Raw genomic sequence first — 24,816 nt, 5'->3', positions numbered from 1 at the left:
AACCGGCCATTCAGGCCGCCAGTTCGTGCCACAGGCACCGGAGCTGAGATAAATCAGGGGTTGGCCCATCGCGTTCCAACTGGCTCAAGGCATCAGCACGTTCGTGCGTGTTTTGTGCAGAGCTTCCCTAAGTCCTTCGAGCAGCTTATTGCGTAGTAAAAGCTAATTAGTAAAAATTTCCATAACTCAAAAATAATTGAGAACTAGCATTTTCTGTACGGAAAATTTCCATAACTTTTGTCAATTCAGGGCAGTGCGGGAGCCGCCACAAGCACTCACTCCACCGTCACGCTCTTGGCCAGATTGCGGGGCTTGTCCACGTCCGTCCCCCTGGCACAAGCCGTGTGGTACGCCAGCAATTGCAGCGGCACCACGTGCAGCAGCGGCGACAGCGGGCCGTAATGCTCGGGCATGCGGATCACATGCAGGCCTTCGCCGCTTTCGATCCGTGTGTCGCCATCGGCCAGCACATACAGCACGCCGCCGCGCGCGCGCACTTCCTGCATGTTGCTCTTGAGCTTTTCCAGCAGCGTGTCGTTGGGGGCGACGGTCACGATCGGCATGGCGCTGGTCACCAGGGCCAGGGGACCGTGCTTGAGCTCTCCTGCCGGGTAGGCCTCGGCATGGATGTAGCTGATTTCCTTGAGCTTCAGCGCGCCTTCGAGCGCGATGGGGTAGTGCAGCCCGCGGCCCAGGAAGAGCGCGTTTTCCATGCGCGCGAAGTCCTCGGCCCAGCTGATGATCTGCGGCTCCAGCGCCAGCACGGCCTGCAGCGCGACGGGCAGATGGCGCATGGCTTTCAGGTGCTCGGCCTCCTGGTCGTCGGTCAGGCGGCCGCGCGACTGCGCGATGGCGAGGGTGAGCAGGAACAGCCCCGCCAGCTGCGTCGTGAAGGCCTTGGTCGAGGCCACGCCGATCTCGACACCGGCACGCGTGATGTAGGCCAGCTTGCATTCGCGCACCATGGCGCTGGTGGACACGTTGCAGATGGTGAGCGTGTGCAGCATGCCCAGGCTTTGCGCGTGGCGCAGCGCAGCCAGCGTGTCGGCCGTTTCGCCCGACTGGCTGATGGTGACGACCAGCGCGCGCGGGTTCGGCACGCTGGTGCGGTAGCGGTACTCGCTGGCCACTTCCACCTGGGTGGGAATGCCGGCGATGGACTCCAGCCAGTATTTGGCCGCGCAGCCGCTGTAGTAGCTGGTGCCGCAGGCCAGGATGAGCACCGAGTCGATCTCCTTGAACACGCGCCAGGCGGCGGCGCCGGGCTCGCCGTCCGGACCGGGGGCGCCGTCGAACAGCTCGGGCACGATGCCGCGCACGCCCTCCAGCGTGTCGGCAATGGCGCGGGGCTGCTCGAAGATTTCCTTTTGCATGTAGTGGCGGTAGGGGCCCAGCTCGGCGGCGCCACTGTGCGCCTGCACGGTGCGCACCGGGCGCCGATGGGCCTCCAGCGGCTGCCCGCCCTTGCCCACGATCCAGTAGCGGCCCAGTTGCAGGTCCACCAGATCGCCCTCTTCCAGGTACACGATCTGGTCGGTCACGCCGGCGAGCGCCATGGCATCGCTGGCCAGGAAATGCTCGCCCTCCCCCACGCCCAGGATGAGCGGTGAGCCGGCGCGTGCACCCACCACGCGGTGGGGTTCGTCCTTGTGGATGACGGCAATGGCGTAGGCGCCATGCAACTGGACCACGGCGGCCTGAACAGCCTGGAACAGGTCGCCGCTGTAGTGGCTGTCCACCAGGTGGGCGATGACTTCGGTGTCCGTCTGGCTGGTGAAGGTGTAGCCACGTGCCTGCAGGGCGGCGCGCAGCTCTTCGTGGTTTTCGATGATGCCGTTGTGCACCAGCGCCACGCGCCCCAGGCGCAGCGGCTCATCCGCCGTGGGATCGCCCGTGCCGTGGCTGAAGTGCGGATGGGCGTTGTGCACCGCCGGGGCGCCGTGCGTGGCCCAGCGGGTATGCGCGATACCGGTGGCCCCCTCGACCTGCTCGGCGTTCACCTGCTCTAGCAACTCGGCCACGCGGGCCGTGCTGCGGGCGCGGCGCAGGCCGCCCGTGCGGGAGGCGCCCAGGCTGGCATCGTGGATGGCCACGCCGCAGGAGTCATAGCCTCGGTACTCCAGGCGCTGCAGGCCCTGCACGAGGATGGGAACGATGTTGCGCGTGGATACCGCGCCGACGATGCCGCACATGGACGATCTCCTGAAAGGAATGTGGATGGGCGATGGTAGGCAGGGCGTTAAGAAATATGTATAAATTATTCAAACAATGTTTGGAATTAAATTTCTCATAAAACACCTATTGAAATTTAATTCCATAAAATTAGCCCCATGGAACCATTATTTCTCGACGACACCGACCTTCAACTGCTGAGTGCCCTGCAAGACGATGCCACGACCAGCAACCAGGACCTGGCCGCAGCGGTTCGCGTGTCGCCTCCCACCTGCCTTCGCCGGGTCAAGCGCCTGCGCGAGGCGGGCCTGATCGAGCGGGAGGTGGCCCTGGTGCAGCCCGATGCCCTGGCGCGGCACCTGGGCCACGGCATCACCGCGATCGTGGAAGTGACGCTGGACCGGCAGGACACCGAACGCCTGGCAGCCTTCGAGCAGCGCATGCAGCCGGAAACCGCGGTGCAGCAGTGCTACCGCGTCTCGCCGGGGCCGGATTTCATCCTGGTGATCTACGCGCAGGACATCCCGGGCTATCTAACCCTGGCCCAGCGCCTGTTTTCCAGCGACGGCAACGTGCGCAACGTGAAGGCCTTCTTCAGCCTCAAGCGCAGCAAGTTCGAGCCGAAGCTGCCGTGCGTGCGTCCGGAGACCCTGGCTCCCCGCACCCCATGAGCCGCCCGACTGGCGCGGCGGCCATCGCCGCGGTCAGCCGGCAGCGGCGTCCGGCCCCGGTGCCCCCGCGGCCGGCAATTGCAGGCACACCGTGCAGCCTTGGTGGGGCGCCGCACTGATGCCGATGGTGCCGCCCATGCGCGCCACCAGGCGCCGGCACCGCGCGAGCCCCAGGCCCAGGCCTTCGAACTGGCTGGCCGGATGCAGCCGCTGGAACACCTGGAACAGCTGCCCCGCCTGCGCGGCAGGAAAGCCGGCGCCGTTGTCCTGCACCGTGATGTCCACCCGTTCGCCGGGTGCCGGCCGCACCTGCACGGCGATGCGTGGCGGCTGGGCACCGCGCGAGAACTTGAGGGCGTTGTCCAGCAATGCCACCAGCACCTCCTGCAGCCAGCCCGCGTCCGCCCACAGCACGGGGCAGGCCTCGGCCGCGGGCAGATCCCATTGCACGGCGTCGATCCAGGCGCCGGCCGAGCCCTCTTCGGAAGACGCAGGCGCTTTCGCTGCCCCGCTTTTGGGTGACGGTGCTACCGCGGCAGCAGTCCGCGCCGCAGCCACCGCGCTCTGCAGCACCGGGCCCAGCGCGACCGGGGCCGGCGTAGCAGGGGCTGAGCCGATGCGCCCCAGCTGGATCAGCCCGTCGATCATGCCGCCGAGCTGCTGGCCTGCCTGCGCGATGGTGTCCAGAAACTGCATCGCCTCGGGATCGGCATTGCTCTCTGCAACCGTCTCCCGCAACAGCCGGCCGTAGGCGAGGATGTGGCGCACGGGCGCGCGCAGGTCGTGCGACACGGCCCGCAGGAATGCCTCCTGCTCCTGCCGCGCCGCGTCCAGTTCCGCCCGCAGGCGCGTCACCTCGTCGGCCTGCACGCGGCCCGCTGCATTCGGCAGATCGCTGCGGGGGCCATCCATGGCTCAGGCCTTGGGCACCTTGGCGGGGCGCTTCCAGTTCTCGATGATCACCTGCCGGCCGCGCGCCACGCTCAGCGCGCCCGGCGGGGCGTCTTTCGTGATGGTGGAGCCGCCACCGACCGTGCCGCCAGCGCCGATGGTGACGGGCGCCACCAACACGCTGTTGCTGCCGATGTGCACGTCGGCCTCGATGACGGTGCGGAACTTGTTGGCCCCGTCGTAATTGGCCGTGATGCTGCCCGCACCGTAGTTCACGCGCTCGCCCACCGTGGCATCGCCCAGATAGGCCAGGTGGTTGGCCTTGGCGCCATCGGCCAGCGTGGAGTTCTTCACTTCGACGAAGTTGCCGATGTGCACCTCGCGGCCCAGTTGGGCACCCGGGCGCAGGCGGGCGAAAGGCCCGATGAGGGCGCCCGGGCCGACCTGCACACCGGCTTTCTCGCCATCGATGTGGGTGTAGGGGTGGATCACCGCGCCCGCCGCGATGGTGGCGTTGGCGATGCAGCAGTGCGCACCGATCTGCACGCCCTCGCCCAGCTCCACGTGGCCGGTGAAGATGCAGTTCACGTCGATCTCCACGTCCTGCCCGCAAACCAGCCGGCCCCGGACCCCGATGCGGGCATCGTCGCGCAGATCGAAGCGCGCCGGGTCGGCCAGGCGCACGCCCTGCTCCATCAGCGCCGCGGCCTGGCGGGTCTGGTGCGCGCGCTCCAGTTCGGCCAATTGCAGCGGGCTGTTCACGCCCGCCACCTGCAATGCGTCGGTGATGCGGTGGGCCACCACAGGCACCCCGTCGGCCACGGCCATGGCGACGATGTCGGTCAGGTAGTACTCGCCCTGGGCGTTGTCGTTGCGCAGGCGGGCGAGCCAGCCGGCCAGCCGCTGCGCCGGTACGGCCATGATGCCGCTGTACACCTCGGTGATGGCGCGCTGGGTGTCGCTCGCGTCCTTGTGCTCCACGATGCCCTGCACTGCACCGGCGGCATCGCGCACGATGCGGCCGTAGCCGGTCGGGTCGGGCAGCGTCACGGTCAGCAGCGCGAGCCGCTCCTGCGCCGAGGCCTCCACCAGCGCGTGCAAGGTGGCGGCCTGGGTCAGGGGCACGTCGCCCGACAGCACGACCACGGTGCCGTCGCCCGCCAGCGCGGGCATCGCCTGCTGCACGGCATGGCCGGTGCCGAGCTGCGGCTCCTGGCGGGCGAACTTCAATTCGAAACCGGCGCCGGAATCGCCCCCCGAATCGCCAGCGACGGCGGCCTCCACCTGCTCCGCCTCGTGGCCGGTGATGACCACCACGCGCCGCGCCTGCAGGCTGGCCGCCTGGTCCAGCACGTGGCGCAGCAACGGGCGCCCCGCCAGGCGCTGCAGGACCTTGGGGGTGCGGCTTTTCATGCGCGTGCCTTTGCCCGCCGCCATGATGATGATGTCCAGTGCTGTCATGAAAGGGTCCGTTCGGTTGCGGCCGCGCGGCACGGCGACCGGCGTCCCAGGGGAATCCGCCGATTATCGGCGCCCTGCCGCGTCCGCCAGGGGTTTTAAGATTGCTACAAAATTAATAGCAACATGCCCTAGTACTTATTGCACTGGAGGCCGATTTCACCCAAAACCTAGAGCAGGGGCACCGGCCGGGGGATGGTGTCGTAATACTCGGCGATGCGGGCCAGCGCGCGCGGATTGATGATGCGCAGCCGCCCATCGGCGATCTCGTGCAGACCCAGTTGCGCCAGGCGCCGCAGCGTCTTGTTGGTGTGCACGAGCGACAGCCCGAGCGAGTCGGCGATGTGCTGCTGGGTGATGGGGAATTCGACGGTGCCGTTCTCGGAAAGCCCCAGGCGGTCGAGCCGGCGGTACAGGTGCATGAGCAGCATGGCCACGCGCTCGGTGGCATTGCGCCGGCCGGTGGTGAGCAGGTTGTCGTCCACCATGCCCTCACCGCGCGCCGCGAGCCAGGTCACGTCGTAGCCCAGCCGGCCATGGTCGCGAAACAGCGACCACAGCCCGTCGGCCGGGAAGACGCAGAACGCGCAAGGGGTGACGGCCTCCACACCGTGCATCGCGGTGTCGCCGAACTCCTGCTGCAGCCCCACCAGGTCGCCGGGCAGCAGGAAGTTGAGGATCTGGCGCCGCCCATCCGACAGCGTCTTGTAGCGAAACGCCCAACCGGTGTAGAGCGTGTAGAGCTTGCCGTTAGGCTGGTGCTCGCGGATCAGCGTGCCGCCGGCCGCCACGGTGGCGGTGCCGCAGCGGAACTGGTCGATGAACTGCAGCTCCTGCGGCGAGACGGGAGTGAAAGCGGAAGGGGTATTGCGCAACCGGCAGGCATCGCAATGGCGTGCGCCAGGGATTCAGAAGCAAAGTCCACGCTCATAAAGGCGAATCGGTGAGAACTGGTGGGCGGCGATTCTAGGCACACCAGGGTACTCCTCCCTATGTCTTTTGACACTGTGCACGACACGCCACAGGCCTTGCGCCGACGCGCCAGCGCCGATTGACTTTCTCACCCGCCGGGAGGGATTTCATCAGCCTGCCGACCGGCCCTGAAATGTCAAACGGGCCGGGAGCTTTGACAGCTTCCGGCCCGCCTTCGGCGCCACCGCGCCAGTTTCCTGCGGCCTCGCTGCGGCTCCCTGGGGGGTGGCAGCAAGAAAGACTTCAGGCCAAGCAGGTTTCGCCTTGCGTGGAGCGGGCTTTCAAAGCGCTGTCCGCATGGCGCACCACCGCCGAAGCGCTGAAGCGGTACTGCACGGCATCGCGGCCCAGGGGCTCGATGACGGCATGCTGGCCGGCCGCCACCCACAGGGTCTGGCCGGCATTGAGGAAGACGTCGCCGGCCGCCACATCGCGCTCACCGTTGGGGCCGTCGTCCAGCGTGACCCAGGCATGGCCGGACATCACGCGCAGGGCCATCGGCACACGGGGGCGCAGGCTGTGGGCATTGCCGGTGGCCAGCATGCAAATGTCTTTCGCCTCTCCGCGAGGCAAGACAGCGGATTGTTGAAAATTCAGAACATTTGAAGCGGTCATTTCTTTCTCCTGGAAAACCCTAGCAATGTGCCTATCATGCGTCTGGCGACGTGGCACCGTCCAATGAAAACGCCCCAGGCGATTCATGCCGGAACCACATCAATGCGAAAGACCTCTCCGATCTATTCGCATTGCGCATCAATGCAGGTCCGAGGGACCGCCGTCGGCGCCCAGCGGCCTGCGCCTGCCCACTGCAGCAGCCCTTTCACCAGCCGGGCCGCAGCCCACGCCGCCCCGCGCAAAGCCCCTATCAAGTCCACCCAAGGCGCTACGACGCCCCGCGACCAGGCCTCGGAGTGCACTACGAGCGCTGGCAGGGCGACCGGATCCCAGCGAAATTGCACGCCTTCGGCCAGCGCGCCACCCGAAAGCGCGGCCCGACCGCCGTGCCACGGCTCGATGACGGCATGAACCCCGGGCTCGAGCACCTGCTCATCGCCTTCGCCCAGGAAACAGTCGCTGGACAACGCACCCTTGCGGCCCGCCACCGTGAGCCAGACGCCGCCACGCTCGATGCGCAGCCGCGCCCGCTGGGTGGGGTACAAACCCAAGGCGCGGCGTGGGGGCAAAATCCAGCAGCCCGCCATGGTCCGGGCCGACACAGCGCCCACCCGGGATTGTTGCGATTCCAGAACGGAAGGGTTTGACATGGAGCGCTCCTTGCATGGATCTTGGTGTTGACAGGACTGGATATTCGGCCCATCACCCCCATCCGGTCCAATGAAAAGCCGGAGATAATTTGATTCCCCAGCCTCATCAATCCCAGCCATGAATCTGCCTGCCCCCATCACCCACCTGCGCACCCGGCCAGTGGCGGTCGGCCACTGGCGCGCTTTTCTCGCGGTGGCCCGCCATCTGAACTTCCGGGCAGCCGCGGAAGAGCTCTCGCTCACCCAATCGGCGGTCAGCCGCCAGATCCAGGCGCTGGAAGAAGAAGTGGGCGTGCCGCTGTTTCTGCGCCACACCCGGGCGGTGGAGCTGACCAGCGCCGGCGCGCAGCTGCAGCGGGCCGTCGCCCCCGCCCTCGAGCGCCTGGATGCCTGTGTGCGGCTGGTGCGGCAGACAGCGGGCCGCAAGAGCGTGGCGATCACCACCTGGGCCAGCTTCGCTTCGATGTGGCTCATCCCGCGCATGGAGGAGTTTCAGCGCGAAAACCCCGACATCGACATCCGCATCGACGCGAGCGATGTGGCCGTGGACCTGGAAACCGCCGACGTGGACCTGGCCCTGCGCTACAGCCTGCCCAGCGCCAACATGAGCGGCTCGCAGCGCCTGTTCGGCGAGCAGTTGGCCGTGGTGGCGAGCCCCTGGCTCATCAAGAGCAATCCGCCCATCCGCGGGCCCGCGGACGTGGCGCGCTTCACGCTCATCGAAGCGGGCGATGCGCACCGCACCATGCACCTCGAATGGCTCACCTGGCGCCGCTGGTTCGAGCTCAACGGGCAGGAAAAGCTGCAGCCCAAGCGCTGGCTGTACTTCAACTACGCCCATCAGATCGTGCAGGCCACGCTCACCGGCCAGGGCCTGGCCTTGGCGCGCATGCCGCTCATCGCCGACGCGCTGGCGTCGGGCGATCTGGTGGAAGTGCTGCCGGGCTACCGGCTCGATTCGCCTCTGGCGTACTGGCTGCTGGTGGGACCGCGCAGCGGGCAGCGGCCGGAAATCCGGGCGTTCTGCGCCTGGCTCACCCTGCAGGCCCAGGCCACGCGCGAGGCGATCGGTGACGTGCCCGACCCCGACCTGAGCGACAACCTGGATTGACGCGCGTGCGGCGCATGCCGCAGTCTGACGCGTTCAGGCGCTGAGCGTGACCCGCGCGAACTTGCGCTTGCCCACCTGAAGCACGTAAGTGCCCGCTTCCAGCTTGAGACCCTTGTCGCTGACGACACCGCCGTCCACACGCACGCCACCGCCATCGATCAGGCGGCTGGCCTCGCTGCCGGAAGGCGCCAGGTTGGCCTGGCGCAGCAGCGCGCCGATGCCCAGCGGCGCCCCGGCCAGGGCCACCTCGGGAATCTCGTCGGGCACCCCGCCCTTGCTGCGGTTGATGAAGTCCGCCTCGGCCGCATCGGCGGCCGCCGCGCTGTGAAAGCGCGCGGTGATCTCCTTGGCGAGCATCACCTTGGCGTCCTTGGGGTTGCGGCCCGCCTCCACCTCGGCCTTGAGCGCGGCGATCTCGGCGAGGGACTTGAACGACAGCAGCGTGTACCAGTCCCACATCAGCGTGTCGGAGATGGACAGCACCTTGGCGAACATGGTGTTGGCGTCTTCCGCAATGCCGATGTAGTTGTTCTTGGATTTCGACATCTTGTCGACGCCGTCCAGACCCACCAACAGCGGCATGGTGAGCACGCACTGCGGCTCCTGGCCGTACTCCTGCTGGAGATGGCGACCCATGAGCAGGTTGAACTTCTGGTCGGTACCGCCCAGTTCCAGATCGCTCTTCAACGCCACCGAGTCGTAGCCCTGCATGAGCGGGTAGAGGAATTCGTGCACGCTGATCGACTGCCCGGTCGAAAAGCGCTTGTGGAAATCGTCGCGCTCCATCATGCGCGCGACCGTGTACTTGGCGGCGAGCTGGATCATGCCGGTCGCGCCCAGCGGCTCGCTCCATTCGCTGTTGTAGCGGATCTCCGTTTTGGCCGGGTCCAGCACCATGCTGGCCTGGCGGTAGTAGGTCTCGGCATTGGCCTTGATCTGCTCGGGGGTGAGGGGCGGCCGGGTGCTGTTGCGGCCGGAGGGGTCGCCGATCAGGCTGGTGAAGTCGCCGATCAGGAAGATCACCTGGTGCCCCAGGTCCTGCAACTGGCGCATCTTGTTGAGCACCACGGTGTGGCCGATGTGGATGTCCGGCGCCGTCGGATCCAGCCCCAGTTTGATGCGCAGCGGCACGCCGGTCGCCTCGGAGCGTGCCAGCTTCTTCGTCCATTCGTCGCGGGGCAGCAATTCGTCAGCGCCCCGTAGCGATACCTCAAGCGCCCGTCCTACACCATCGGTGATTGGGAATGTTGTAACAGCAGATTGATTCATAAGGGTTTTTTTGGGGGTTTCCGGGGCGCTCGTCGTTATACTCCGGCCCACATTTGCAGTGGCGGATTCTAGTGGTCCTGCCGGTTCGGACCCTTGCACCGAATGGCTGCAGCCTGACCAAGCTCGTGCGTTCCGCCCCCACCCGGCCCGAACGCACCTCACCCTGGGGTAAGACACTTTGAACAATGGCTTGACATCCGCCAGCCTCGCACTGCTGGACCGGCTATCGCGCATCGCCCAGACCCATCCCAAACGCATCACCGCCGCCATCGCAACGCTGTTGCTGACGGGCGGCGGCGGCGCTTTCGCCGTCGCATCCTTCGCGCCGGACCCCGCCGACCTGCCCCGCAGCACCGTCGAATACGCGGTGGATTCGCTGGCCAGCGACCAGTCCCTGCCGGCGCTGGTGGACATTCCCAACTATTCCCTCTACCGCTCGGACCAGACCCGCAGCAGCGACACCGCCGAAGCCATCCTGCAGCGCCTGGGCGTGGCAGACCCCGCGGCAGCGGCCTTCCTGCGCAGCGACGGCCAGGTGCGCCAGACCCTGCTGGGCCGCTCGGGCCGGTCCGTATCGGCAGAAACCACGGACGATCACCGCCTCATCAGCCTCACGGCGCGCTGGGTCCAGGACGACAGCGGCAATTTCCGCCGGCTGGTCGTGCAGCGCAAGGGCAACGAATTCACCTCGCGCGTCGAGACGGCGCCGCTCACCGTGGGCACGCGGCTGGCCGGCGGCATCATCCGCAGCTCGCTGTTCGCCGCGACCGACGCTTCCAACATTCCCGATGCCGTGGCGACGCAGATCGCCGAGGTGTTCGCCAGCAACATCGATTTCCACCGCGCCCTGCGCAAGGACGACCGGTTCTCGGTGGTCTACGAAACGCTCGAAGCCGATGGCGAGCCGCTGCGCAGCGGCCGCGTGCTGAGCGCGGAATTCCACAACAACGGCAAGACGCACGACGCCGTCTGGTTCCAGGACACGCCCGCCTCCAAGGGCGCCTACTACACGCTGGACGGCGAGAGCATGCGCCGCGCCTACCTCACCTCGCCGGTGGAGTTCTCGCGCATCTCGAGCGGTTTCAAGATGCGCTTTCATCCCATCCTGCAGAAGTGGCGCGCCCACCTGGGCACCGACTTTGCAGCGCCCACCGGCACGGCCGTGCGCACCGTGGGCGACGGTACGGTCGATTTCGCCGGGGTGCAGAACGGCTATGGCAACGTCATCTACGTCAAGCACCGCAACCAGCACGTCACCGTGTATGCCCACCTGAGCCGCATTGACGTGCGCAAGGGCCAGAGCGTGGAGCAGGGACAGACCATCGGCGCCGTCGGCGCGACGGGCTGGGCCACCGGCCCCCACCTGCACTTCGAGTTCCGCGTGGATGGCCAGCACCAGGACCCCATGGTGATCGCGCAGCAAAGCGAAGCCGCCACGCCGGTGTCCAGCGCCTCGCGCGCCGCCTTCAACCGCTTGGCATCGAACATGCGCATCCAGTTGTCGGCCGCCGCCCAGGTGCAGCAAGCCAGCGCCCAGTAAGCGCGCGGCGCGTTCCGGCCCCATGCCAGCGCTGTACATCGGGCTCATGTCGGGCACCTCGCTCGACGGAGTCGACGGAGTGCTGGCCGATTTCTCCGAACAAAAATGCAAGGTCGCGCAATATGCATGCGCACCCTTTGCTCCTGATTTAAGAGCAGAGCTGCTCGCGCTCAACACACCCGGTGCCGACGAACTGCACCGCGCGGCGCTGGCCGGCAATGCGTTGGCACGCACTTATGCCGGCGTGGTGCACACGCTTTTGAGACAGGCCGGCCTGCCGCCCTCCGCCGTTCGCGCCATCGGCGCCCACGGGCAGACGGTGCGCCACCGCCCCCAGACTTTTGACGGCACCGGCTACACACTGCAACTGGGCAACGCCGCCCTGCTGGCCGAATCGACGGGCATCGACGTGGTGGCCGACTTTCGCAGCCGCGACGTGGCGGCAGGCGGCCAGGGTGCACCGCTGGTACCGGCGTTTCACCAGGGGGTGTTCGGCCAGTCCGGCCGGACAGTCTGCGTATTGAACATCGGCGGCATCTCCAACCTCAGCGTGCTGGGTGCACAGGGTGCGGTGCTGGGATTCGATTGCGGGCCCGGCAACGCGCTGATGGACCACTGGTGCCAGCAGCACACGGGCCAACCGTTCGACCGCGACGGTGCCTGGGCCGCCAGCGGGCAGGTCCTGCCCGCACTGCTCGGCACACTGCGGTCCGAGCCGTATCTGTCGCAGCCACCGCCCAAAAGCACAGGACGTGACCTTTTCAACCCCACCTGGCTGGAAGGGCACCTGCCGGCGTTCGCATCGGCCGCCCCGGCCGATGTCCAGGCCACGCTGACCGAATTCACGGCCAGTGTCTGCGCCGATGGCGTTCGCCGTTTCGGTGAAGGCGACAGCCCGTTGATCGTGTGCGGCGGTGGCGCCCTCAACGGCCACCTCATGCGTCGATTGCAGGCGCTTGCGCCCGGGGCCGCCGTATCGGCTTCCGACGAGCACGGCATGCCGGCCCTGCAGGTGGAAGCCGCCGCCTTCGCCTGGCTGGCCCACCGAGCCGTGGAGCGGCGCAGCGGCAATCTGCCCAGCGTCACCGGCGCGGCGGGGCCGCGCATCCTGGGCGCGATCTACCCCGCCTGACGGCTCAGACGTGCTCCGGCACGTCCGGCACGTCGTCCGCAGCCGCGCCGCTTTCGGAGTCGCGTGGAGACAACTGCCAGAAGATGCCTGCCGAGGCGATGGTCACCAGCCCCATGCAGGCGAACGTGCCCTGGAACGCCCACAGCGTCTGCTGCGCGCCCCCGCTCCCGAAGTGGCCCGTGAATGCCGAGAGCACCCCGCCCGCGGCGGCCACCCCCATGCCCATGGCAACCATCTGCACCATCGACAGCAGGCTGTTGCCGCTGCTGGCCATGCCCTGGTTCAAGTCCTTGAGCGTGACCGTGTTCATCGCCGTGAACTGCAGCGAATTCACCGCACCGAAGATCGCCAGTTGCACGATGTGCCACCACAGCGGCTGCGAGGGGGTCGAGAGGGCAAAACTCGCCATCGTGATCCCCACCATCAGCGTGTTGCCCACCAGCACGCGGCGGTAGCCGAACCGCGTGATCAATGGCGTCGTGAAACGCTTCATCGACATGCCGGCCAATGCGACCGGCAGCATCATCAGTCCGGCATGCAGGGGGGTGTAGCCCATCGTCACCTGCAGCATCAGGGGGATGAGGAAGGGCATGCACGAGCTGCCCAGGCGCGAAAACAGGTTGCCCAGCAGCCCGATGCGCAGCGTGGCCACCGAGAACAGCCGGGGCGAGAACAGTGGGTTCGGCTTACGCGCCGCATGCAGCCAGTACGCCACCAGGCTCGCCAGCCCGAAAATCAGCAACACGAGCACACTCGCCTGCCGCAGCCCCAGGCTCGACAGTCCATCCAGCGCCAGAGACAGCGCCGCCATGCCGAAGGCCAGCATGAGATAGCCCGCCAGGTCAAAGCGGGCCACCGGGGCGCCGGGCACGGCCGGCATGTACCGCAGGGTCGCCAGGCACCCGATCAGGCCGACCGGCACATTGATCAGGAAGATCCAGTGCCACGATGCCACCTCCACCAGCCAGCCACCCAGCGTGGGGCCGATCAGCGGCCCGATGAGGCCGGGGATCGCCACGAAGCTCATGGCCTGCAGGAACTTCTCGCGCGGAAAGGTGCGCAGCACCACCAGCCGCCCCACCGGCAGCAACAGCGCTCCGCCCAGGCCCTGCACCACCCGCGCCGCCACCAATTGGTCCAGCCGGCTCGACACAGCGCAAAGCACCGATCCCACGACGAACAGCACGATGGCGCTCAAATACACGCGCCGTGCGCCGAAGCGGTCGGCCACCCAGCCCGATGCCGGGATCAGCAGCGCCATGGACAGCGAATACGCCACCACGACCGATTGCATGCGCAGCGGACTTTCCCCCAGGCTGTGCGCCATGGTGGGCAGGGCCGTGTTGACGATGGTGGCGTCCAGCGTCTGCATGAAGAACCCGACGGCCACCAGCCACAGCAGGATTTGAAGGGAGCGCTCTTGTTGCATGCCGTTCCGATCAACGGCGGTAATGGGTTCCGCCGCACGTGCCCAGCAAAAAGCCGCCCGAAGGCGGCTTTTGAGTCAGGCGAAAAATCGCGCCATCAGGCGGAGAAACTCGATCCGCAGCCACAGGTGGTGGTCGCATTCGGGTTCTTGATGACGAACTGGGCGCCCTGCAAGTCTTCCTTGTAGTCGATTTCGGCACCGACCAGGTACTGGTAGCTCATGGCATCAATGAGCAGCGACACACCGTTCTTGGTCATGGTGGTGTCGTCTTCGTTCGTGATTTCATCGAACGTGAAGCCGTACTGGAAGCCCGAGCATCCGCCGCCCTGGACGAACACACGCAATTTCAGGTCGGGGTTGCCTTCTTCGGCAATCAGGTCAGCCACCTTGGCCGCCGCGCTGTCGGTAAACAGGATCGGGGCGGGCATTTCGGTCTGGATGTTTTCGGCTACGGCGCTCATGGAGTGCTCCTTCGGGAGGGTTTGCCGTCGATGGTACTGCAATGCCCCTTGAATGTGGGTCAGCTGGCGTTTGACGCCAACTTCAGTGTGGGTTTTTCCTCGACCAGCACGGTCGACGGGCTCATCTGTCCCGATATCGTGGCACCTTGGTGCATTTCAAGCGATTTGTAGTGCACGTTGCCGGTGATGCGGGCCTTGGGCTGCAGTTCCAGCAATTCTGCGGCATGCACCGGTCCGAGCACCGTGCCGTTGACGATCACATGGGCCGCGTGCACCGCGCCTTCGACCCGGGCAGACTCCGATATCACCAGAATGCTGGGCTGCTCGTCGCTGGCCCGCACGTCCCCTGCCACCTCGCCATCGATCCGCAAGCCCTCGGAAAACCGCACTTCGCCGTTGATGCGGGTGCCATGGGCAATCAGGCTCTTGATCGGGGGCTGCTTCTTGCGAGAGAACATGGAACACTCCAGTCGGTTGGCGCGGGAGGGAATGGCCCATTGCCGACGCCACCACCGCCGCTATTCTTCGATGCTCAGGGTCTGGGTGGCACGCACCGCACTGCCCTCCAAGACCCGCGCGGTCACGGTTTTTACCACGGCATTGCCGGGCAACGGCCACAACCCTTCCACCCGGCGGTACTGCTGGAACTGAAGGGACTGCCCATCCGCAGGCATCGCCTGTGTCCAGGGGCGTCCATCGCGCGTACCTGCCAGCAGCAACTCCAGCCGGCCACGGAACTCCGGCGCATTGCGCACCGGCTGGATCACCAGCACCTGCCAGCGCAACTCGTTGCCGCCGATCACGTCGGCCTGCAGTCCACGGATGCTGACACCCTCGGTCTTGCCTGCAGGGATGAGTTTTTCGAAAAAGCCTAGGTCGTCCCGGAGGGCACGGTTGTCCGCCTCCAGCTGGCGCATCTGGGCCATCAGGCGATCCATCGTGGTGCGCTCTGCGGTCAGCAGCGTGCCGGTAGAGCTCGACGTGTCCTTTTGCAAGCGCTGCTCCTCGCGCAACTGGGCCACCTCTTCGCGCAACCGCACCAATTCGGCCCGGGAGCGGGAGTCCAGGCCTGCGATGCTCTTGCCGAACTCGAAGGCCCAGAGCGCCAGCGCGGCGCACAGGCCGAAGAAAATGGCCAGCAGCACCCAGCGAACAGGCCATGGCATCGCGCTGCGGACCGACACCCGCGGGGCACTGATGGTCAAACGACGCCGTAGCAGCTTGAGTCGCATGTTTCCCTATCCAACAAATGGAGGAGCAGAAATGAAAAAACCGCCGGACAGGCGGTTTCTGAAGCCGGAAAGCACCCGAGAGTGCTTTCGGCCGACTGACATGCCCCTCTTGCAGCCTTTGTAAAGGCGCAGTACGGCATGGCAGTCTTTTGCAGTGGCGAAGCTTAACGCTTGGAGAACTGCTTGGCGCGGCGTGCAGAACGCAGACCGACCTTCTTCCGTTCGACTTCACGTGCATCGCGGGTCACGAAGCCGGCTTGGCTCAGTGCGAGCTTCAGCGTTGCGTCGTAGTCGATCAGGGCGCGGGTGATGCCGTGGCGGGTGGCACCGGCTTGGCCGGATTCACCGCCGCCGTGCACGTTGACCTGGATGTCGAAGGTTTCGACATGGTTGGTCAGCGCGAGCGGCTGCTTGGCGATCATGATCGAGGTTTCGCGGCCGAAATACTGCTGAATGTCTTTGCCATTCACAGTGATCTTGCCGGAACCCTTCTTGAGAAACACACGGGCGACGCTGGACTTGCGACGGCCGGTGCCATTGTTCCATTCACCAATCATCTCAAGGCTCCTTAGATTTCCAGCGCCTTGGGCTGCTGGGCGGTGTGGGGATGCTCAGCACCGCCATACACCTTGAGTTTCTTGATCATCGCGTAGCCCAGGGGACCCTTGGGCAGCATGCCTTTGACAGCTTTTTCCAGCGCGCGGCCGGGGTGCTTGGCTTGCATGTCGCGGAAGTTCGTGGCCGTGATACCGCCGGGATAGCCCGAATGGCGGTAATACACCTTGTCCAGGGACTTGGTGCCGGTGACCTTGAGCTGAGCGGCGTTGATGATGACGATGAAGTCACCGGTATCGACGTGAGGCGTGTAAATGGCCTTGTGTTTGCCGCGCAAACGGAGAGCAACTTCGCTGGCTACTCGTCCGAGGACCTTGTCGGTCGCGTCAATCACAAACCACTCGTGCACGACCTCAGCGGGCTTTGCGCTGAAAGTAGACATGAGTTTCTCTTTTCAAAGAACGGGGGTTTGTCGGTCCTTTTCCACGGTCGGTGCATCTCTGAAGGAAGCCTCTTAGGTGGTGTGAATGCTCCGCCGCGGGACCAAAAAAGCGCTGCGAAGCCCGCCATTATACGAAGCGGCGGGAAAATGCCAAGGCAGGGCTATTGGGACAGCATCGTGCGGCGGCGTTCTTCGGCTTCCAGCCTGCGGCGGTTCTCGACGCACAGCGGGTGGTTGGCCACCGCCGCGTTCTGGCATTGCTGGTGGATGCACATCGGTCGGGCGATGAATCCGGCGTTGGCGCACGCTTCGTCCGGCCCCGCCACGCGTGTGGCCGCCGGCTTAGGCGTAGCCGCCGGAGCCGGCGCAGGCTCGGGCGACGCGGGCGCTTCCGCGGCCACGGCCGCTGGCGTGGGCTCAGCGACCTTGCGGGGCGCCGGTTTGGGCCGTGGTGCCGATGCAACGACGAATGCGGGCGCTGCGGCCACCGATGCAGCGGATGCGGCTGGCAGCGCCGGTGCGGCGGCCGCTTCATCGACCACGGGGATCACTTCGGCAGGCGCAGAGGCCACCGGCGCTGGCGGCTCGGCCAGTTCCGTGATGATCTGGTCTTCCGGGGTGTATTTGGTGGGATGGCGCGTGTCGCGCGAGGCGTTCCACCACAGTCCGGCAGCGATCACAGCCACGGCCACCACGCCGGCGCCCGCCCAAAGCAAGGGACGGCGGCGCACGCCAGCGGCGGCCGATGCCGGCGGTTCCTCGCCCGCAGCCTGGCTGCGGCGGGTCTTCGGACGCCCCAGCCTTTCCGGATGCTGAGGACGGCGCTCCTCGAAAACCGTATCGCCACCTGTCACGGTATCTGCCACCTCTTGTCCTCCATCCATGAAAACCGTGTCATGCTCATCGGACACCACGGTGTCGCCCGCCTCCTGCCGATCGATGTGCAATTGCGCACCCGTGTCCACCGTCGGCGCCTCCACCGCAGCGGCCAGAGGCGCAGGCAAGGGTGCGCCCACCGCCCCCAAGGGAACCGAGGTGATGTCGATCATGGGCACCGCCACGCCCGTGCCATGCCGGTCAGCCGGCTCCACCCAGATATCGCCCAGCTCGGCGCGGAAATCGAACTGGTCGATGCCCTCCGGAGGAGCGACCATGTCCATGGTGCGCAGGAATTCGTCGATGCTCTGGGGGCGCTCGTCCGGCCGCAGGGCCAATGCCTGTGAAATCGCGGCCACGAAGGGCGGGGAATATTCGACGCAGAACTGGCGCCGCACGGTCTTGGCCACCCGTGAGAACGGCACCATGCGGTCGCGGATCGACCGCAGCGTGGCCGGCAGCGGCGTGTCGTTGCACAGGCTGCCATGCACCACGGCACCGAGGGCATACAGATCGCTCCAGGGCCCCTGGCGCAGATCGCTCTCGCCGTCGTTGTACTGCTCGATGGGCGCGTAATTGACCTTCAGGACCGCCGTGTGCTGGTGCCCGTGGTCGCTGATCGCATGGCGTGCAGCCCCCAGGTCCAGCAGCACGGGAGGGCCGCTGTCCTGCAGAAAGATGTTGTCGGGCGAAATGTCGCGGTGCAGCGTCTGGCCGTCGTGCAGCACGCGCAGCGCGCTCAGCACCGACCACAGCATCTTGCGCAGCCAGGCCTCGGGCGGCGGCGTGCGCATGTGCGCGCGGGCCTGCTTGAGGGTCATGCCCGTGTAGAGCGGCATGACCATATAGGCGGTGTGATTGGCTTCCCAGAATCGGAAGACCTTGACCAGCGAGGGGTGGTCGAACTGGGCAAGCAGCCTGGCCTCGCTCACGAACGAGGCCAGCCCCGCCTGGAAGGATTGCTCCTGGGTGGAAGACCGCACCCACAGCGACTGCCCCTGCGCCCGCGCCGCCAGCGCCGAAGGCATGTATTCCTTGATGGCCACGAAGCGCAGGAGCGAATGGTCAAACGCCTTGTAGACCATGCCGAACCCGCCCACCCCCAGCAGCGAAAGCACCTCGAACTCCCCCAGGCGCGTCCCGGCCGGCAGGGCGTCGACGTGGTGGACGTCGGTCGGGGGTTCGGTGCTGGTGATGGCGGACATGGTGACGGCTGGGCTTTCGGGCGGCAATGGTGCACCAGCAACGGCGCACCCGGCAACGGACAAGTGGATGGATTGCAACACATTGGCCGAAGCCGCCATCATGCAGCAAGCCCGCCCCCTGGCGGCAACAAGGCGCCCGGCGACGACCCCCAAGCCGTCGCACCGGCAGCGCCCCGGCCCCCACTGCGCCCCGACGACGGGCACGATCACGCGGCAACCGGGCGGTGCGTGGTTACCATTGGCCCATCATGTTCAGTTACCGCCACGCCTTCCATGCGGGCAACCACGCCGATGTGCTCAAGCACACGGTGCTGATTGCCACTTTGCAACACCTTACGCAGAAAGACGCAGCGCTCACCGTGCTGGACACCCATGCCGGCGCCGGCCTGTTCCGGCTGGACGGCGACTATGCCGCCACGAGCGGAGAGGCGGGGGACGGCATCCTGCGCCTGGTGCCGCCCACCGTGCTCAAAGAGCCCCTGGCGCCCGCGCTGCAGGCCTACGTCGACATGGTCGGCGCCTTCAACCAAGGCAACGTGACGCGGGTCTATCCCGGCTCGCCCTTCATCACGCAGCGCCTGTTGCGCGACCGCGACAAGCTCAAGGTGTTCGAACTGCACCCGACCGACCTGCGCGCGCTGGCCGGCAACGTGGCCCAGCTGGAGGCCGGCCGCCAGGTGGCGGTGCTGCATGAGGACGGCTTCGAAGGCATCAAGAAATTCCTGCCCCCACCGGCCCGCCGCGCGCTCGTGCTGTGCGACCCCAGCTATGAAATCAAGAGCGACTACGGGCGCGTCCTGGACATGGCCGCAGACTCGCTCAAGCGCTTTGCGACGGGCACCTATGCCGTCTGGTACCCGATCATTCCCCGGCCCGAAGCCCATGACCTGCCGCGGCGGCTCAAGACGCTGGCGACCAAGGCCGGCAAGTCGTGGCTGCATGCCACGCTCACCGTGAAATCGAGCAAGGTGACGGGCGCCGCGGACGGACAGGCCCGCCGCCCGGGGCTGCCGGCCAGCGGCATGTTCCTGATCAATCCGCCGTTCACGCTGAAAGCGGCGCTCAAGCCCGCACTGCCGCAGATGGCCGAACTGTTGGCGCAGGACCACCACGCCTCGCACACGCTCGAGTCGGGCGGCTGAGCCCGCCCGCCTATTCGCCAGCGGCTGGCAACGGGCCGGCCTGCGACAGGCCGGAAGCCGAGGCATCGGGGCACTGCGCCGCGGCATCGTCCGGCGCCTGCGACACCACGACCGGCTTGGTGCCCAGCCCCAGCAACCCCAGCGCCCCGGCGGCGGCGCGGCTCACGTCGATGATGCGACCGGGCGAGTGGGGCCCGCGGTCGTTGATGCGCACCTGCACGGCGCGGCCGGTCACCAGGCTGCGCACGCACACGCGCGTGCCGAAGGGCAAGGTGCGGTGGGCGGCGGTGAATTCGTTCATGTCGAAGCGCTCTCCGCTGGCCGTGCGGCGGCGGTGGAAACGCGCCCCGTACCAGGAGGCCAAGCCTTCCTGCACGAACGCATCGGCGGTGTCGCTCTCGGATGAGGTGTCCGCGTCCGACGGGCTGGAGGGCGCATCGCCCGCCATGGCCGGCGGGGGCTTCACAGGGGCCGCGGCGCGGGGCGGCTGGGCTGGCGCAGGCAGGGGAACCAATGGCTTTTGCGGCGCCGCGACGGTGTCGTCGCCGGGCGCGGGCGCCTTGACCGCGCAGGCCACCAGGGCGCACGACAGCAGCGCGCCCGACAACAGCGCACCGAGGCGGTGGCGCAGTTCAGCGCTGGCAGCGCGTTTCGTAGGCGTCTTCAAAACGCTTCAGGTCCTTTCTTTCGCCTTCGGTCAGGTCCGTGCGGGCCCGCTTGGCGGTGAGGATGCGGCGCGACTCCCGGCATTGTTCGGCGTGGCGCGTGGCCTCTTCGCGGGAGGTCTGGGCCGCCACGCGCAGTTGCTGTTCCTGCTCCTGCCGCTGCTTGCGCGCCTCGCTCTGCTCCCTGGAATAGCGGGAGGAAGCGTCGGATTCCTCGTCGTGGCAATCGCGCTGGTACTCCCGGCGCATGCCGGCGTAAGCGTCGGGCTGAATGCCGGAGGAGCCTCCGCGCAGCGTGTCGCTCAGGGACCGGCAACGGGCGCTCATGTAGCGCTGGTAAGCCGGCCCTTCGGGAACGGAACGCACCGGGGGCTCATAGCGCCACGCCGGAGGCGGGGAGACAGGCCCTGCGGCCGCCACCGACGTCGTCGTGCCCGAAGGACAGGGGCGCGACATCGTGAAGCTGTTGCCTGCGGCATCCCGGCAGACGTACCGCGTCTGGGCCCACGACGGGGCAGACGCCACGCAGCACAGGGTGGCGACCAACAGGGGAGCGAAGGCGGACGTCATGGATGGGCACGAAAAACGAAGGGGCGATATTACCGGAGTGACCGCCGGCGTCTAGAGACCCAGCCGGCGGCAGATCTCCAGCGTGGTGGCGCTCTGGTTCATCGTGTAGAAGTGCAGGCCCGGCACGCCACGGTCGCGCAGCTGCTCGCACAGCCCGGTGACCACATCCAGGCCGAAGGCCTTGATGCTGGCCGTGTCATCGCCGAAGCCCTGCAGGCGCATGCGAATCCAGCGGGGAATCTCGGCACCGCAAGCGTCGGAGAAACGCATGAGCTGCGTGGAGCCCAGGATGGGCATGATGCCCGGCACCACGGGCACATCCAGCCCCAGCCGCCGCGTGTCGTCCACGAAGCGGAAATAGGCGTCGGCATTGAAGAAGTACTGCGTGATGGCCGAGTGCGCGCCGGCACGCACCTTGAGCGCGAAGGCCTGCAGATCGGCTTCGGGTGAACGGGCCTGGGGGTGCACTTCCGGATAGGCGGCCACTTCCACGTGGAAGTCGTCGCCCGTCTCCGCGCGGATGAAGGCCACCAGATCGCTGGCGTAGTGGAACTCGCCGCCCGCGCCGTAGCCGCTCGGCAGGTCGCCGCGCAGGGCCACCAGGCGCTTCACGCCCATGGCCTTGAGCGTGGCCAGCTGGCTGCGCACCGTCTCGCGCGTGGCGCCGATGCACGAGAAGTGCGAGGCTGCGCTCACGCCCTCCGCCAGAATCTCGCGCACGGTGGTAAAGGTGCCCTCCTGCGTCGAGCCGCCCGCACCGTAGGTGACGGAACAGAACTCGGGCCGCCGGGCATACAGCGCCTGCCGCACGGCACGCAGCTTTTCGGCCCCTTCGGGCGTCTTGGGGGGGAAAAATTCGAAACTGACGGGTACGGGTGGATTGGAGGCACTCATGCCGCCCTCCTTGCATGGACGAAGAATTCACGGTTGCCGTCGCCGCCATCGATGGAACTGTCCATCCAGGCGGCCACGGTCAGGCCCAGTTCCGCGCAGCAGTCGCGGATGCGCTGCTCGACCACGGCGTAGAGCGCCACATCGCGCACGATGCCGCCCTTGCCCACCTGGCCGGGCTGCAGCTCGAACTGCGGCTTGACCAGCATGAGCAGGTCGCCGCCGGCCTTGAGCAGCGGCGCCACCGCCGGCAGGATGAGCGTGAGCGAGATGAACGACACATCGCCCGTCACCAGGTCGAACACCGGGGTGATGTCCACCTGTTCCAGCCCTGCCCGGCGCCGGCGCACGGTGGGCAGGGCGCCCTCCGCGCGGGCCCGCGCCCGGGCCGACCGCTCGGCCTTGAAGGCTTCGACGTCGTGTTCCTTGGCGTCGTCGCTGTCGTCGTATTCGTCGTCGATCAGGCCGCCGTTGCGCATCCAGCTGTAGGGCGCTTCGGGCTGGGTCTCGTTGTCGTCGGGGTCTTGCTCGACCTGCTCGGACAGGGCGTCCTCGCAGGCGTCCTGCAGCGATGCGGCCGTCAGGGACCGGGCGTTGACGCCTTCCACGGCCACCACGCGCGGATCCTGGCGCAGGCGGTCGTGCAGTTGGCTGTGGCCCACGTCCACACCAATCACCTGGGCCGCGCCGCGCTGCAGCAGGCAGTCGGTGAAGCCCCCGGTGCTCTGGCCCACGTCCAGGCAGCGCCAGCCCGCCACGTCCAGGCCCGTGGACACGAGCGCGCCTTCCAGCTTGAGGCCGCCGCGCGAGAGGTAGCGCGCCTCGGACTGGTCGAGCAGTTGCACTTCGGCGATGTCCGGAATCTCGTCACCGTTCTTGGCCACCTTATGCCAGGGCAGGCTGGGTGCCAGCCGCCATTGCACGCCGGCCGCGATCAGGCGCTGCGCCTGCGACCGGGTCGCGGCGTGGCCCTTGTCCACCAGATACACGTCTGCGCGCATGCGCCCGTCCTTTTCAGAGTCAAAAAGGCCTCCAGCGCATATTCATCTAGCGCTAGAAGCTATTATTTTTATAGCAAGACAGGGCGAACCGGCCGGAGTTGCCGGCCGCCGCCCCGGGGCGGCGAAGCCCCGCCCGATCAGTAACGGTAGGTGTCGGGCTTGTAGGGGCCGCTCTTGCTCACACCGATGTAGGCGGCCTGCGAGTCCGTCAGTTCGGTCAGCATGGCGCCGACCTTCTTCAGGTGCAGGCGCGCGACCTTCTCATCCAGCAGCTTGGGCAGCACGTAGACCTTGCCGGCCTCGTAGGCATCGGGCTTGGTGAAGAGCTCGATCTGCGCGATGGTCTGGTTGGCGAACGACGACGACATCACGAAGCTCGGGTGGCCCGTGCCGCAGCCCAGGTTCACCAGACGGCCCTTGGCCAGCAGGATGATCTTCTTGCCGTCCGGGAAGGTGATGTGGTCCACCTGGGGCTTGATCTCTTCCCATTCGTACTTCTCGATCGACGCGACGTCGATCTCGTTGTCGAAGTGGCCGATGTTGCAGACGATGGCCTGGTCCTTCATCTTCACCATGGTGTCGTGGGTGATGATGTCCTTGTTGCCGGTCGTCGTCACGAAGATGTCGGCCTTGTCGGCGGCGTAGTCCATCGTCACCACGCGGTAGCCTTCCATGGCGGCCTGCAGGGCATTGATGGGGTCGATCTCGGTGACCCACACCTGGGCCGACAGCGCGCGCAGTGCCTGGGCGGAGCCCTTGCCCACGTCGCCGTAGCCGGCCACCACGGCGACCTTGCCGGCGATCATGACGTCGGTGGCGCGCTTGATGCCGTCCACCAGCGATTCGCGGCAGCCGTACAGGTTGTCGAACTTGGACTTGGTGACCGAGTCGTTCACGTTGATCGCGCGGAACAGCAGCGTGCCCTTGGCGGACATCTCGTTCAGGCGGTGCACGCCCGTGGTGGTTTCTTCCGTCACGCCGATGATCTCGGCCGACTTGCGGGTGTACCAGGTCGCGTCTTCCGACAGTTTCTTGCGGATGGCGGCGAACAGGATGCGCTCTTCCTCGCTGGCACCGTTGCCGGCGACCAGGGAGGCGTCCTTCTCGGCGCGCTGGCCCAGGTGCATCAGCAGCGTGGCATCGCCGCCGTCGTCCAGGATCATGTTGGGGCCTTCGCCCGCACTGCCCTTAGGCGCAAAGTCGAAGATGCGGTGGGTGTAGTCCCAGTAGTCTTCCAGCGACTCGCCCTTGATGGCGAAGACCGGCGTGCCCGTGGCCGCGATGGCGGCAGCGGCATGGTCCTGCGTGGAGAAGATGTTGCATGAAGCCCAGCGCACGTCGGCGCCCAGGGCCTTCAGCGTTTCGATCAGCACGGCGGTCTGGATCGTCATGTGCAGCGAACCGGTGATGCGCGCGCCCTGGAGCGGCTGGCTGGCGGCGAACTCGTCGCGGATGGCCATCAGGCCGGGCATTTCCGTCTCGGCGATGCGGATTTCCTTGCGGCCCCACGCGGCAAGGGAAAGGTCGGCGATGGCCTGGTCGGCCTGGGGCTTGAGAACTGCGCTCATGGTTTTCTCCGGTAAAGAAGGTAAAAAACCACGCATCGGAGGGGAATGGCTCACTCACCGCACAAGAAGCGTGGGCGAGCGTCGTTGCAAAATGATGATCCGAGCCTCGCGTCCCTGCCGCACACCGGGCACCGGGGGTAAAGACGCTGCAACGCTCCTCGGAAAGCGGCGATTATAAGGACATCGCGCTTCGCGCCCATGCCAGCGCGCCGACCGTGGCGCGCTGCAGAACCGAGACCGGCATGGATTCGAGGTGCCGCCCATGACAACAAGCCAACAAACAATACGCCCCCAACGG

General features: G+C 66.8%; 24 protein-coding genes and 1 riboswitch. Of the genes, 5 read left to right on the top strand and 19 right to left on the bottom strand.

The annotated features are described in order from the left end of the window. Window positions 1-275 precede the first annotated feature (275 nt). Complete coding sequence (gene glmS, locus AVAK2825_RS11705; protein ID WP_284398356.1) at window positions 276-2,192, bottom strand: glutamine--fructose-6-phosphate transaminase (isomerizing); 1,917 nt, start codon at window positions 2,190-2,192, stop codon at window positions 276-278. Between the two features lie 138 nt (window positions 2,193-2,330). Between glmS and AVAK2825_RS11700 the strand changes: the two genes are divergently transcribed. Continuing rightward, a complete protein-coding gene (locus AVAK2825_RS11700) occupies window positions 2,331-2,843 on the top strand; it encodes an Lrp/AsnC family transcriptional regulator (RefSeq protein WP_284398353.1) in 513 nt (170 codons plus the stop codon). A gap of 33 nt (window positions 2,844-2,876) precedes the next feature. Here AVAK2825_RS11700 and AVAK2825_RS11695 read toward each other — a convergent pair whose 3' ends face one another. The 5 genes from AVAK2825_RS11695 to AVAK2825_RS11675 all read right to left on the bottom strand — a co-directional run bounded on the left by AVAK2825_RS11695 (window position 2,877) and on the right by AVAK2825_RS11675 (window position 7,429). Further along, window positions 2,877-3,755, bottom strand: coding sequence for a sensor histidine kinase (locus AVAK2825_RS11695; protein WP_284398350.1), 879 nt, complete (start codon window positions 3,753-3,755; stop codon window positions 2,877-2,879). A 3-nt stretch (window positions 3,756-3,758) separates the two neighbouring features. Continuing rightward, window positions 3,759-5,195: a bifunctional UDP-N-acetylglucosamine diphosphorylase/glucosamine-1-phosphate N-acetyltransferase GlmU gene (glmU, locus tag AVAK2825_RS11690; protein ID WP_284398347.1), complete on the bottom strand. Its 1,437-nt coding sequence runs from the start codon at window positions 5,193-5,195 to the stop codon at window positions 3,759-3,761. 167 nt (window positions 5,196-5,362) lie between these two features. Continuing rightward, window positions 5,363-6,067: a Crp/Fnr family transcriptional regulator gene (locus AVAK2825_RS11685; RefSeq protein ID WP_349817170.1), complete on the bottom strand. Its 705-nt coding sequence runs from the start codon at window positions 6,065-6,067 to the stop codon at window positions 5,363-5,365. Window positions 6,068-6,407: 340 nt separating this feature from the next. Beyond that, the gene (locus tag AVAK2825_RS11680; RefSeq protein WP_284398345.1) at window positions 6,408-6,707 is read right to left on the bottom strand and encodes a DUF2917 domain-containing protein; all 300 of its coding nucleotides are present in this window, start codon (window positions 6,705-6,707) and stop codon (window positions 6,408-6,410) included. Window positions 6,708-6,901: 194 nt separating this feature from the next. Further along, window positions 6,902-7,429 (bottom strand): DUF2917 domain-containing protein, encoded by a 528-nt coding sequence (locus AVAK2825_RS11675; RefSeq protein WP_284398341.1) that lies wholly within the window; start codon window positions 7,427-7,429, stop codon window positions 6,902-6,904. Window positions 7,430-7,547: 118 nt separating this feature from the next. Between AVAK2825_RS11675 and AVAK2825_RS11670 the strand changes: the two genes are divergently transcribed. After that, window positions 7,548-8,540 carry a LysR substrate-binding domain-containing protein gene (locus tag AVAK2825_RS11670; RefSeq protein ID WP_284398338.1) on the top strand — a complete coding sequence of 331 codons (993 nt, stop codon included), beginning with the start codon at window positions 7,548-7,550 and terminating at the stop codon, window positions 8,538-8,540. A gap of 33 nt (window positions 8,541-8,573) precedes the next feature. On the opposite strand, the gene tyrS is transcribed toward AVAK2825_RS11670, so the two are convergent. Further along, entirely contained in the window at window positions 8,574-9,809 is a 1,236-nt protein-coding gene (gene tyrS, locus AVAK2825_RS11665) for a tyrosine--tRNA ligase (RefSeq protein WP_284398336.1), read from the bottom strand. A gap of 178 nt (window positions 9,810-9,987) precedes the next feature. Here tyrS and AVAK2825_RS11660 point away from each other — a divergent pair, with 178 nt between their 5' ends. Both AVAK2825_RS11660 and AVAK2825_RS11655 read left to right on the top strand, forming a co-directional pair. Beyond that, window positions 9,988-11,349 (top strand): M23 family metallopeptidase, encoded by a 1,362-nt coding sequence (locus AVAK2825_RS11660; RefSeq protein ID WP_284398334.1) that lies wholly within the window; start codon window positions 9,988-9,990, stop codon window positions 11,347-11,349. 22 nt (window positions 11,350-11,371) lie between these two features. Further along, window positions 11,372-12,481, top strand: a complete 1,110-nt coding sequence (locus AVAK2825_RS11655) for an anhydro-N-acetylmuramic acid kinase (protein ID WP_284398332.1) — start codon at window positions 11,372-11,374, stop codon at window positions 12,479-12,481. 4 nt (window positions 12,482-12,485) lie between these two features. On the opposite strand, the gene mdtD is transcribed toward AVAK2825_RS11655, so the two are convergent. From mdtD to AVAK2825_RS11620, 7 genes are all read right to left on the bottom strand, one after another. Further along, window positions 12,486-13,910 carry a multidrug transporter subunit MdtD gene (gene mdtD, locus AVAK2825_RS11650; RefSeq protein WP_272565111.1) on the bottom strand — a complete coding sequence of 475 codons (1,425 nt, stop codon included), beginning with the start codon at window positions 13,908-13,910 and terminating at the stop codon, window positions 12,486-12,488. Between the two features lie 95 nt (window positions 13,911-14,005). Next, window positions 14,006-14,371: an iron-sulfur cluster insertion protein ErpA gene (gene erpA, locus AVAK2825_RS11645; protein ID WP_008907234.1), complete on the bottom strand. Its 366-nt coding sequence runs from the start codon at window positions 14,369-14,371 to the stop codon at window positions 14,006-14,008. A gap of 59 nt (window positions 14,372-14,430) precedes the next feature. Then, the gene (locus AVAK2825_RS11640; RefSeq protein WP_272565112.1) at window positions 14,431-14,829 is read right to left on the bottom strand and encodes a bactofilin family protein; all 399 of its coding nucleotides are present in this window, start codon (window positions 14,827-14,829) and stop codon (window positions 14,431-14,433) included. A 60-nt stretch (window positions 14,830-14,889) separates the two neighbouring features. Then, window positions 14,890-15,603, bottom strand: coding sequence for a DUF6776 family protein (locus tag AVAK2825_RS11635; RefSeq protein ID WP_284398257.1), 714 nt, complete (start codon window positions 15,601-15,603; stop codon window positions 14,890-14,892). A gap of 164 nt (window positions 15,604-15,767) precedes the next feature. Next, window positions 15,768-16,160, bottom strand: a complete 393-nt coding sequence (gene rpsI / locus AVAK2825_RS11630; RefSeq protein ID WP_284398253.1) for a 30S ribosomal protein S9 — start codon at window positions 16,158-16,160, stop codon at window positions 15,768-15,770. An 11-nt stretch (window positions 16,161-16,171) separates the two neighbouring features. Then, window positions 16,172-16,600: a 50S ribosomal protein L13 gene (gene rplM / locus AVAK2825_RS11625; protein ID WP_092745280.1), complete on the bottom strand. Its 429-nt coding sequence runs from the start codon at window positions 16,598-16,600 to the stop codon at window positions 16,172-16,174. Window positions 16,601-16,761: 161 nt separating this feature from the next. Then, the gene (locus AVAK2825_RS11620) at window positions 16,762-18,681 is read right to left on the bottom strand and encodes a serine/threonine protein kinase (RefSeq protein WP_284398250.1); all 1,920 of its coding nucleotides are present in this window, start codon (window positions 18,679-18,681) and stop codon (window positions 16,762-16,764) included. A gap of 248 nt (window positions 18,682-18,929) precedes the next feature. On the opposite strand from AVAK2825_RS11620, the gene AVAK2825_RS11615 reads away from it, so the two are divergent. Then, window positions 18,930-19,823 (top strand): 23S rRNA (adenine(2030)-N(6))-methyltransferase RlmJ, encoded by an 894-nt coding sequence (locus AVAK2825_RS11615; RefSeq protein WP_284398247.1) that lies wholly within the window; start codon window positions 18,930-18,932, stop codon window positions 19,821-19,823. Between the two features lie 10 nt (window positions 19,824-19,833). Here the strand turns inward: AVAK2825_RS11615 and AVAK2825_RS11610 are convergent, their stop codons facing one another. From AVAK2825_RS11610 to ahcY, 5 genes are all read right to left on the bottom strand, one after another. Next, window positions 19,834-20,490 carry a septal ring lytic transglycosylase RlpA family protein gene (locus AVAK2825_RS11610; protein WP_284398244.1) on the bottom strand — a complete coding sequence of 219 codons (657 nt, stop codon included), beginning with the start codon at window positions 20,488-20,490 and terminating at the stop codon, window positions 19,834-19,836. Continuing rightward, window positions 20,456-21,058: a hypothetical protein gene (locus tag AVAK2825_RS11605; protein WP_272565117.1), complete on the bottom strand. Its 603-nt coding sequence runs from the start codon at window positions 21,056-21,058 to the stop codon at window positions 20,456-20,458. Before AVAK2825_RS11605 ends, AVAK2825_RS11610 begins: the two co-directional genes overlap by 35 nt. Before the next feature lie 51 nt (window positions 21,059-21,109). Further along, a complete protein-coding gene (gene metF, locus AVAK2825_RS11600) occupies window positions 21,110-21,952 on the bottom strand; it encodes a methylenetetrahydrofolate reductase [NAD(P)H] (RefSeq protein WP_284398240.1) in 843 nt (280 codons plus the stop codon). Then, a complete protein-coding gene (locus AVAK2825_RS11595) occupies window positions 21,949-22,950 on the bottom strand; it encodes a TlyA family RNA methyltransferase (protein WP_272565119.1) in 1,002 nt (333 codons plus the stop codon). The genes metF and AVAK2825_RS11595 overlap by 4 nt, the downstream gene beginning before the upstream one ends. A gap of 137 nt (window positions 22,951-23,087) precedes the next feature. Next, window positions 23,088-24,518, bottom strand: coding sequence for an adenosylhomocysteinase (ahcY, locus tag AVAK2825_RS11590; RefSeq protein ID WP_272565120.1), 1,431 nt, complete (start codon window positions 24,516-24,518; stop codon window positions 23,088-23,090). A gap of 69 nt (window positions 24,519-24,587) precedes the next feature. After that, a riboswitch (S-adenosyl-L-homocysteine riboswitch) is annotated at window positions 24,588-24,684 on the bottom strand. Between the last annotated feature and the right edge of the window lie 132 nt (window positions 24,685-24,816).

Source organism: Acidovorax sp. SUPP2825, from assembly GCF_030158995.1.
Classification (GTDB): domain Bacteria; phylum Pseudomonadota; class Gammaproteobacteria; order Burkholderiales; family Burkholderiaceae_C; genus Paracidovorax.
The sequence above is the reverse complement of the archived record's forward strand: the minus strand, read 5'-3'. Positions and strand labels throughout refer to the sequence as shown.

Bases quoted from the DNA above. Each gene is read 5' to 3' on its own strand.
- AVAK2825_RS11670 (WP_284398338.1), top strand. From the start codon at position 7,548: ATGAATCTGCCTGCCCCCATCACCCACCTGCGCACCCGGCCAGTGGCG.
- erpA (WP_008907234.1), bottom strand. From the start codon at position 14,371: ATGAGCGCCGTAGCCGAAAACATCCAGACCGAAATGCCCGCCCCGATC.
- rpsI (WP_284398253.1), bottom strand. From the start codon at position 16,160: ATGATTGGTGAATGGAACAATGGCACCGGCCGTCGCAAGTCCAGCGTC.
- ahcY (WP_272565120.1), bottom strand. From the start codon at position 24,518: ATGAGCGCAGTTCTCAAGCCCCAGGCCGACCAGGCCATCGCCGACCTT.
- AVAK2825_RS11640 (WP_272565112.1), bottom strand. From the start codon at position 14,829: ATGTTCTCTCGCAAGAAGCAGCCCCCGATCAAGAGCCTGATTGCCCAT.
- rplM (WP_092745280.1), bottom strand. From the start codon at position 16,600: ATGTCTACTTTCAGCGCAAAGCCCGCTGAGGTCGTGCACGAGTGGTTT.
- glmU (WP_284398347.1), bottom strand. From the start codon at position 5,195: ATGACAGCACTGGACATCATCATCATGGCGGCGGGCAAAGGCACGCGC.
- mdtD (WP_272565111.1), bottom strand. From the start codon at position 13,910: ATGCAACAAGAGCGCTCCCTTCAAATCCTGCTGTGGCTGGTGGCCGTC.
- AVAK2825_RS11675 (WP_284398341.1), bottom strand. From the start codon at position 7,429: ATGTCAAACCCTTCCGTTCTGGAATCGCAACAATCCCGGGTGGGCGCT.
- glmS (WP_284398356.1), bottom strand. From the start codon at position 2,192: ATGTGCGGCATCGTCGGCGCGGTATCCACGCGCAACATCGTTCCCATC.
- tyrS (WP_284398336.1), bottom strand. From the start codon at position 9,809: ATGAATCAATCTGCTGTTACAACATTCCCAATCACCGATGGTGTAGGA.
- AVAK2825_RS11695 (WP_284398350.1), bottom strand. From the start codon at position 3,755: ATGGATGGCCCCCGCAGCGATCTGCCGAATGCAGCGGGCCGCGTGCAG.
- AVAK2825_RS11605 (WP_272565117.1), bottom strand. From the start codon at position 21,058: ATGACGTCCGCCTTCGCTCCCCTGTTGGTCGCCACCCTGTGCTGCGTG.
- metF (WP_284398240.1), bottom strand. From the start codon at position 21,952: ATGAGTGCCTCCAATCCACCCGTACCCGTCAGTTTCGAATTTTTCCCC.
- AVAK2825_RS11620 (WP_284398250.1), bottom strand. From the start codon at position 18,681: ATGTCCGCCATCACCAGCACCGAACCCCCGACCGACGTCCACCACGTC.
- AVAK2825_RS11635 (WP_284398257.1), bottom strand. From the start codon at position 15,603: ATGCGACTCAAGCTGCTACGGCGTCGTTTGACCATCAGTGCCCCGCGG.
- AVAK2825_RS11655 (WP_284398332.1), top strand. From the start codon at position 11,372: ATGCCAGCGCTGTACATCGGGCTCATGTCGGGCACCTCGCTCGACGGA.
- AVAK2825_RS11700 (WP_284398353.1), top strand. From the start codon at position 2,331: ATGGAACCATTATTTCTCGACGACACCGACCTTCAACTGCTGAGTGCC.
- AVAK2825_RS11595 (WP_272565119.1), bottom strand. From the start codon at position 22,950: ATGCGCGCAGACGTGTATCTGGTGGACAAGGGCCACGCCGCGACCCGG.
- AVAK2825_RS11615 (WP_284398247.1), top strand. From the start codon at position 18,930: ATGTTCAGTTACCGCCACGCCTTCCATGCGGGCAACCACGCCGATGTG.
- AVAK2825_RS11680 (WP_284398345.1), bottom strand. From the start codon at position 6,707: ATGCTGGCCACCGGCAATGCCCACAGCCTGCGCCCCCGTGTGCCGATG.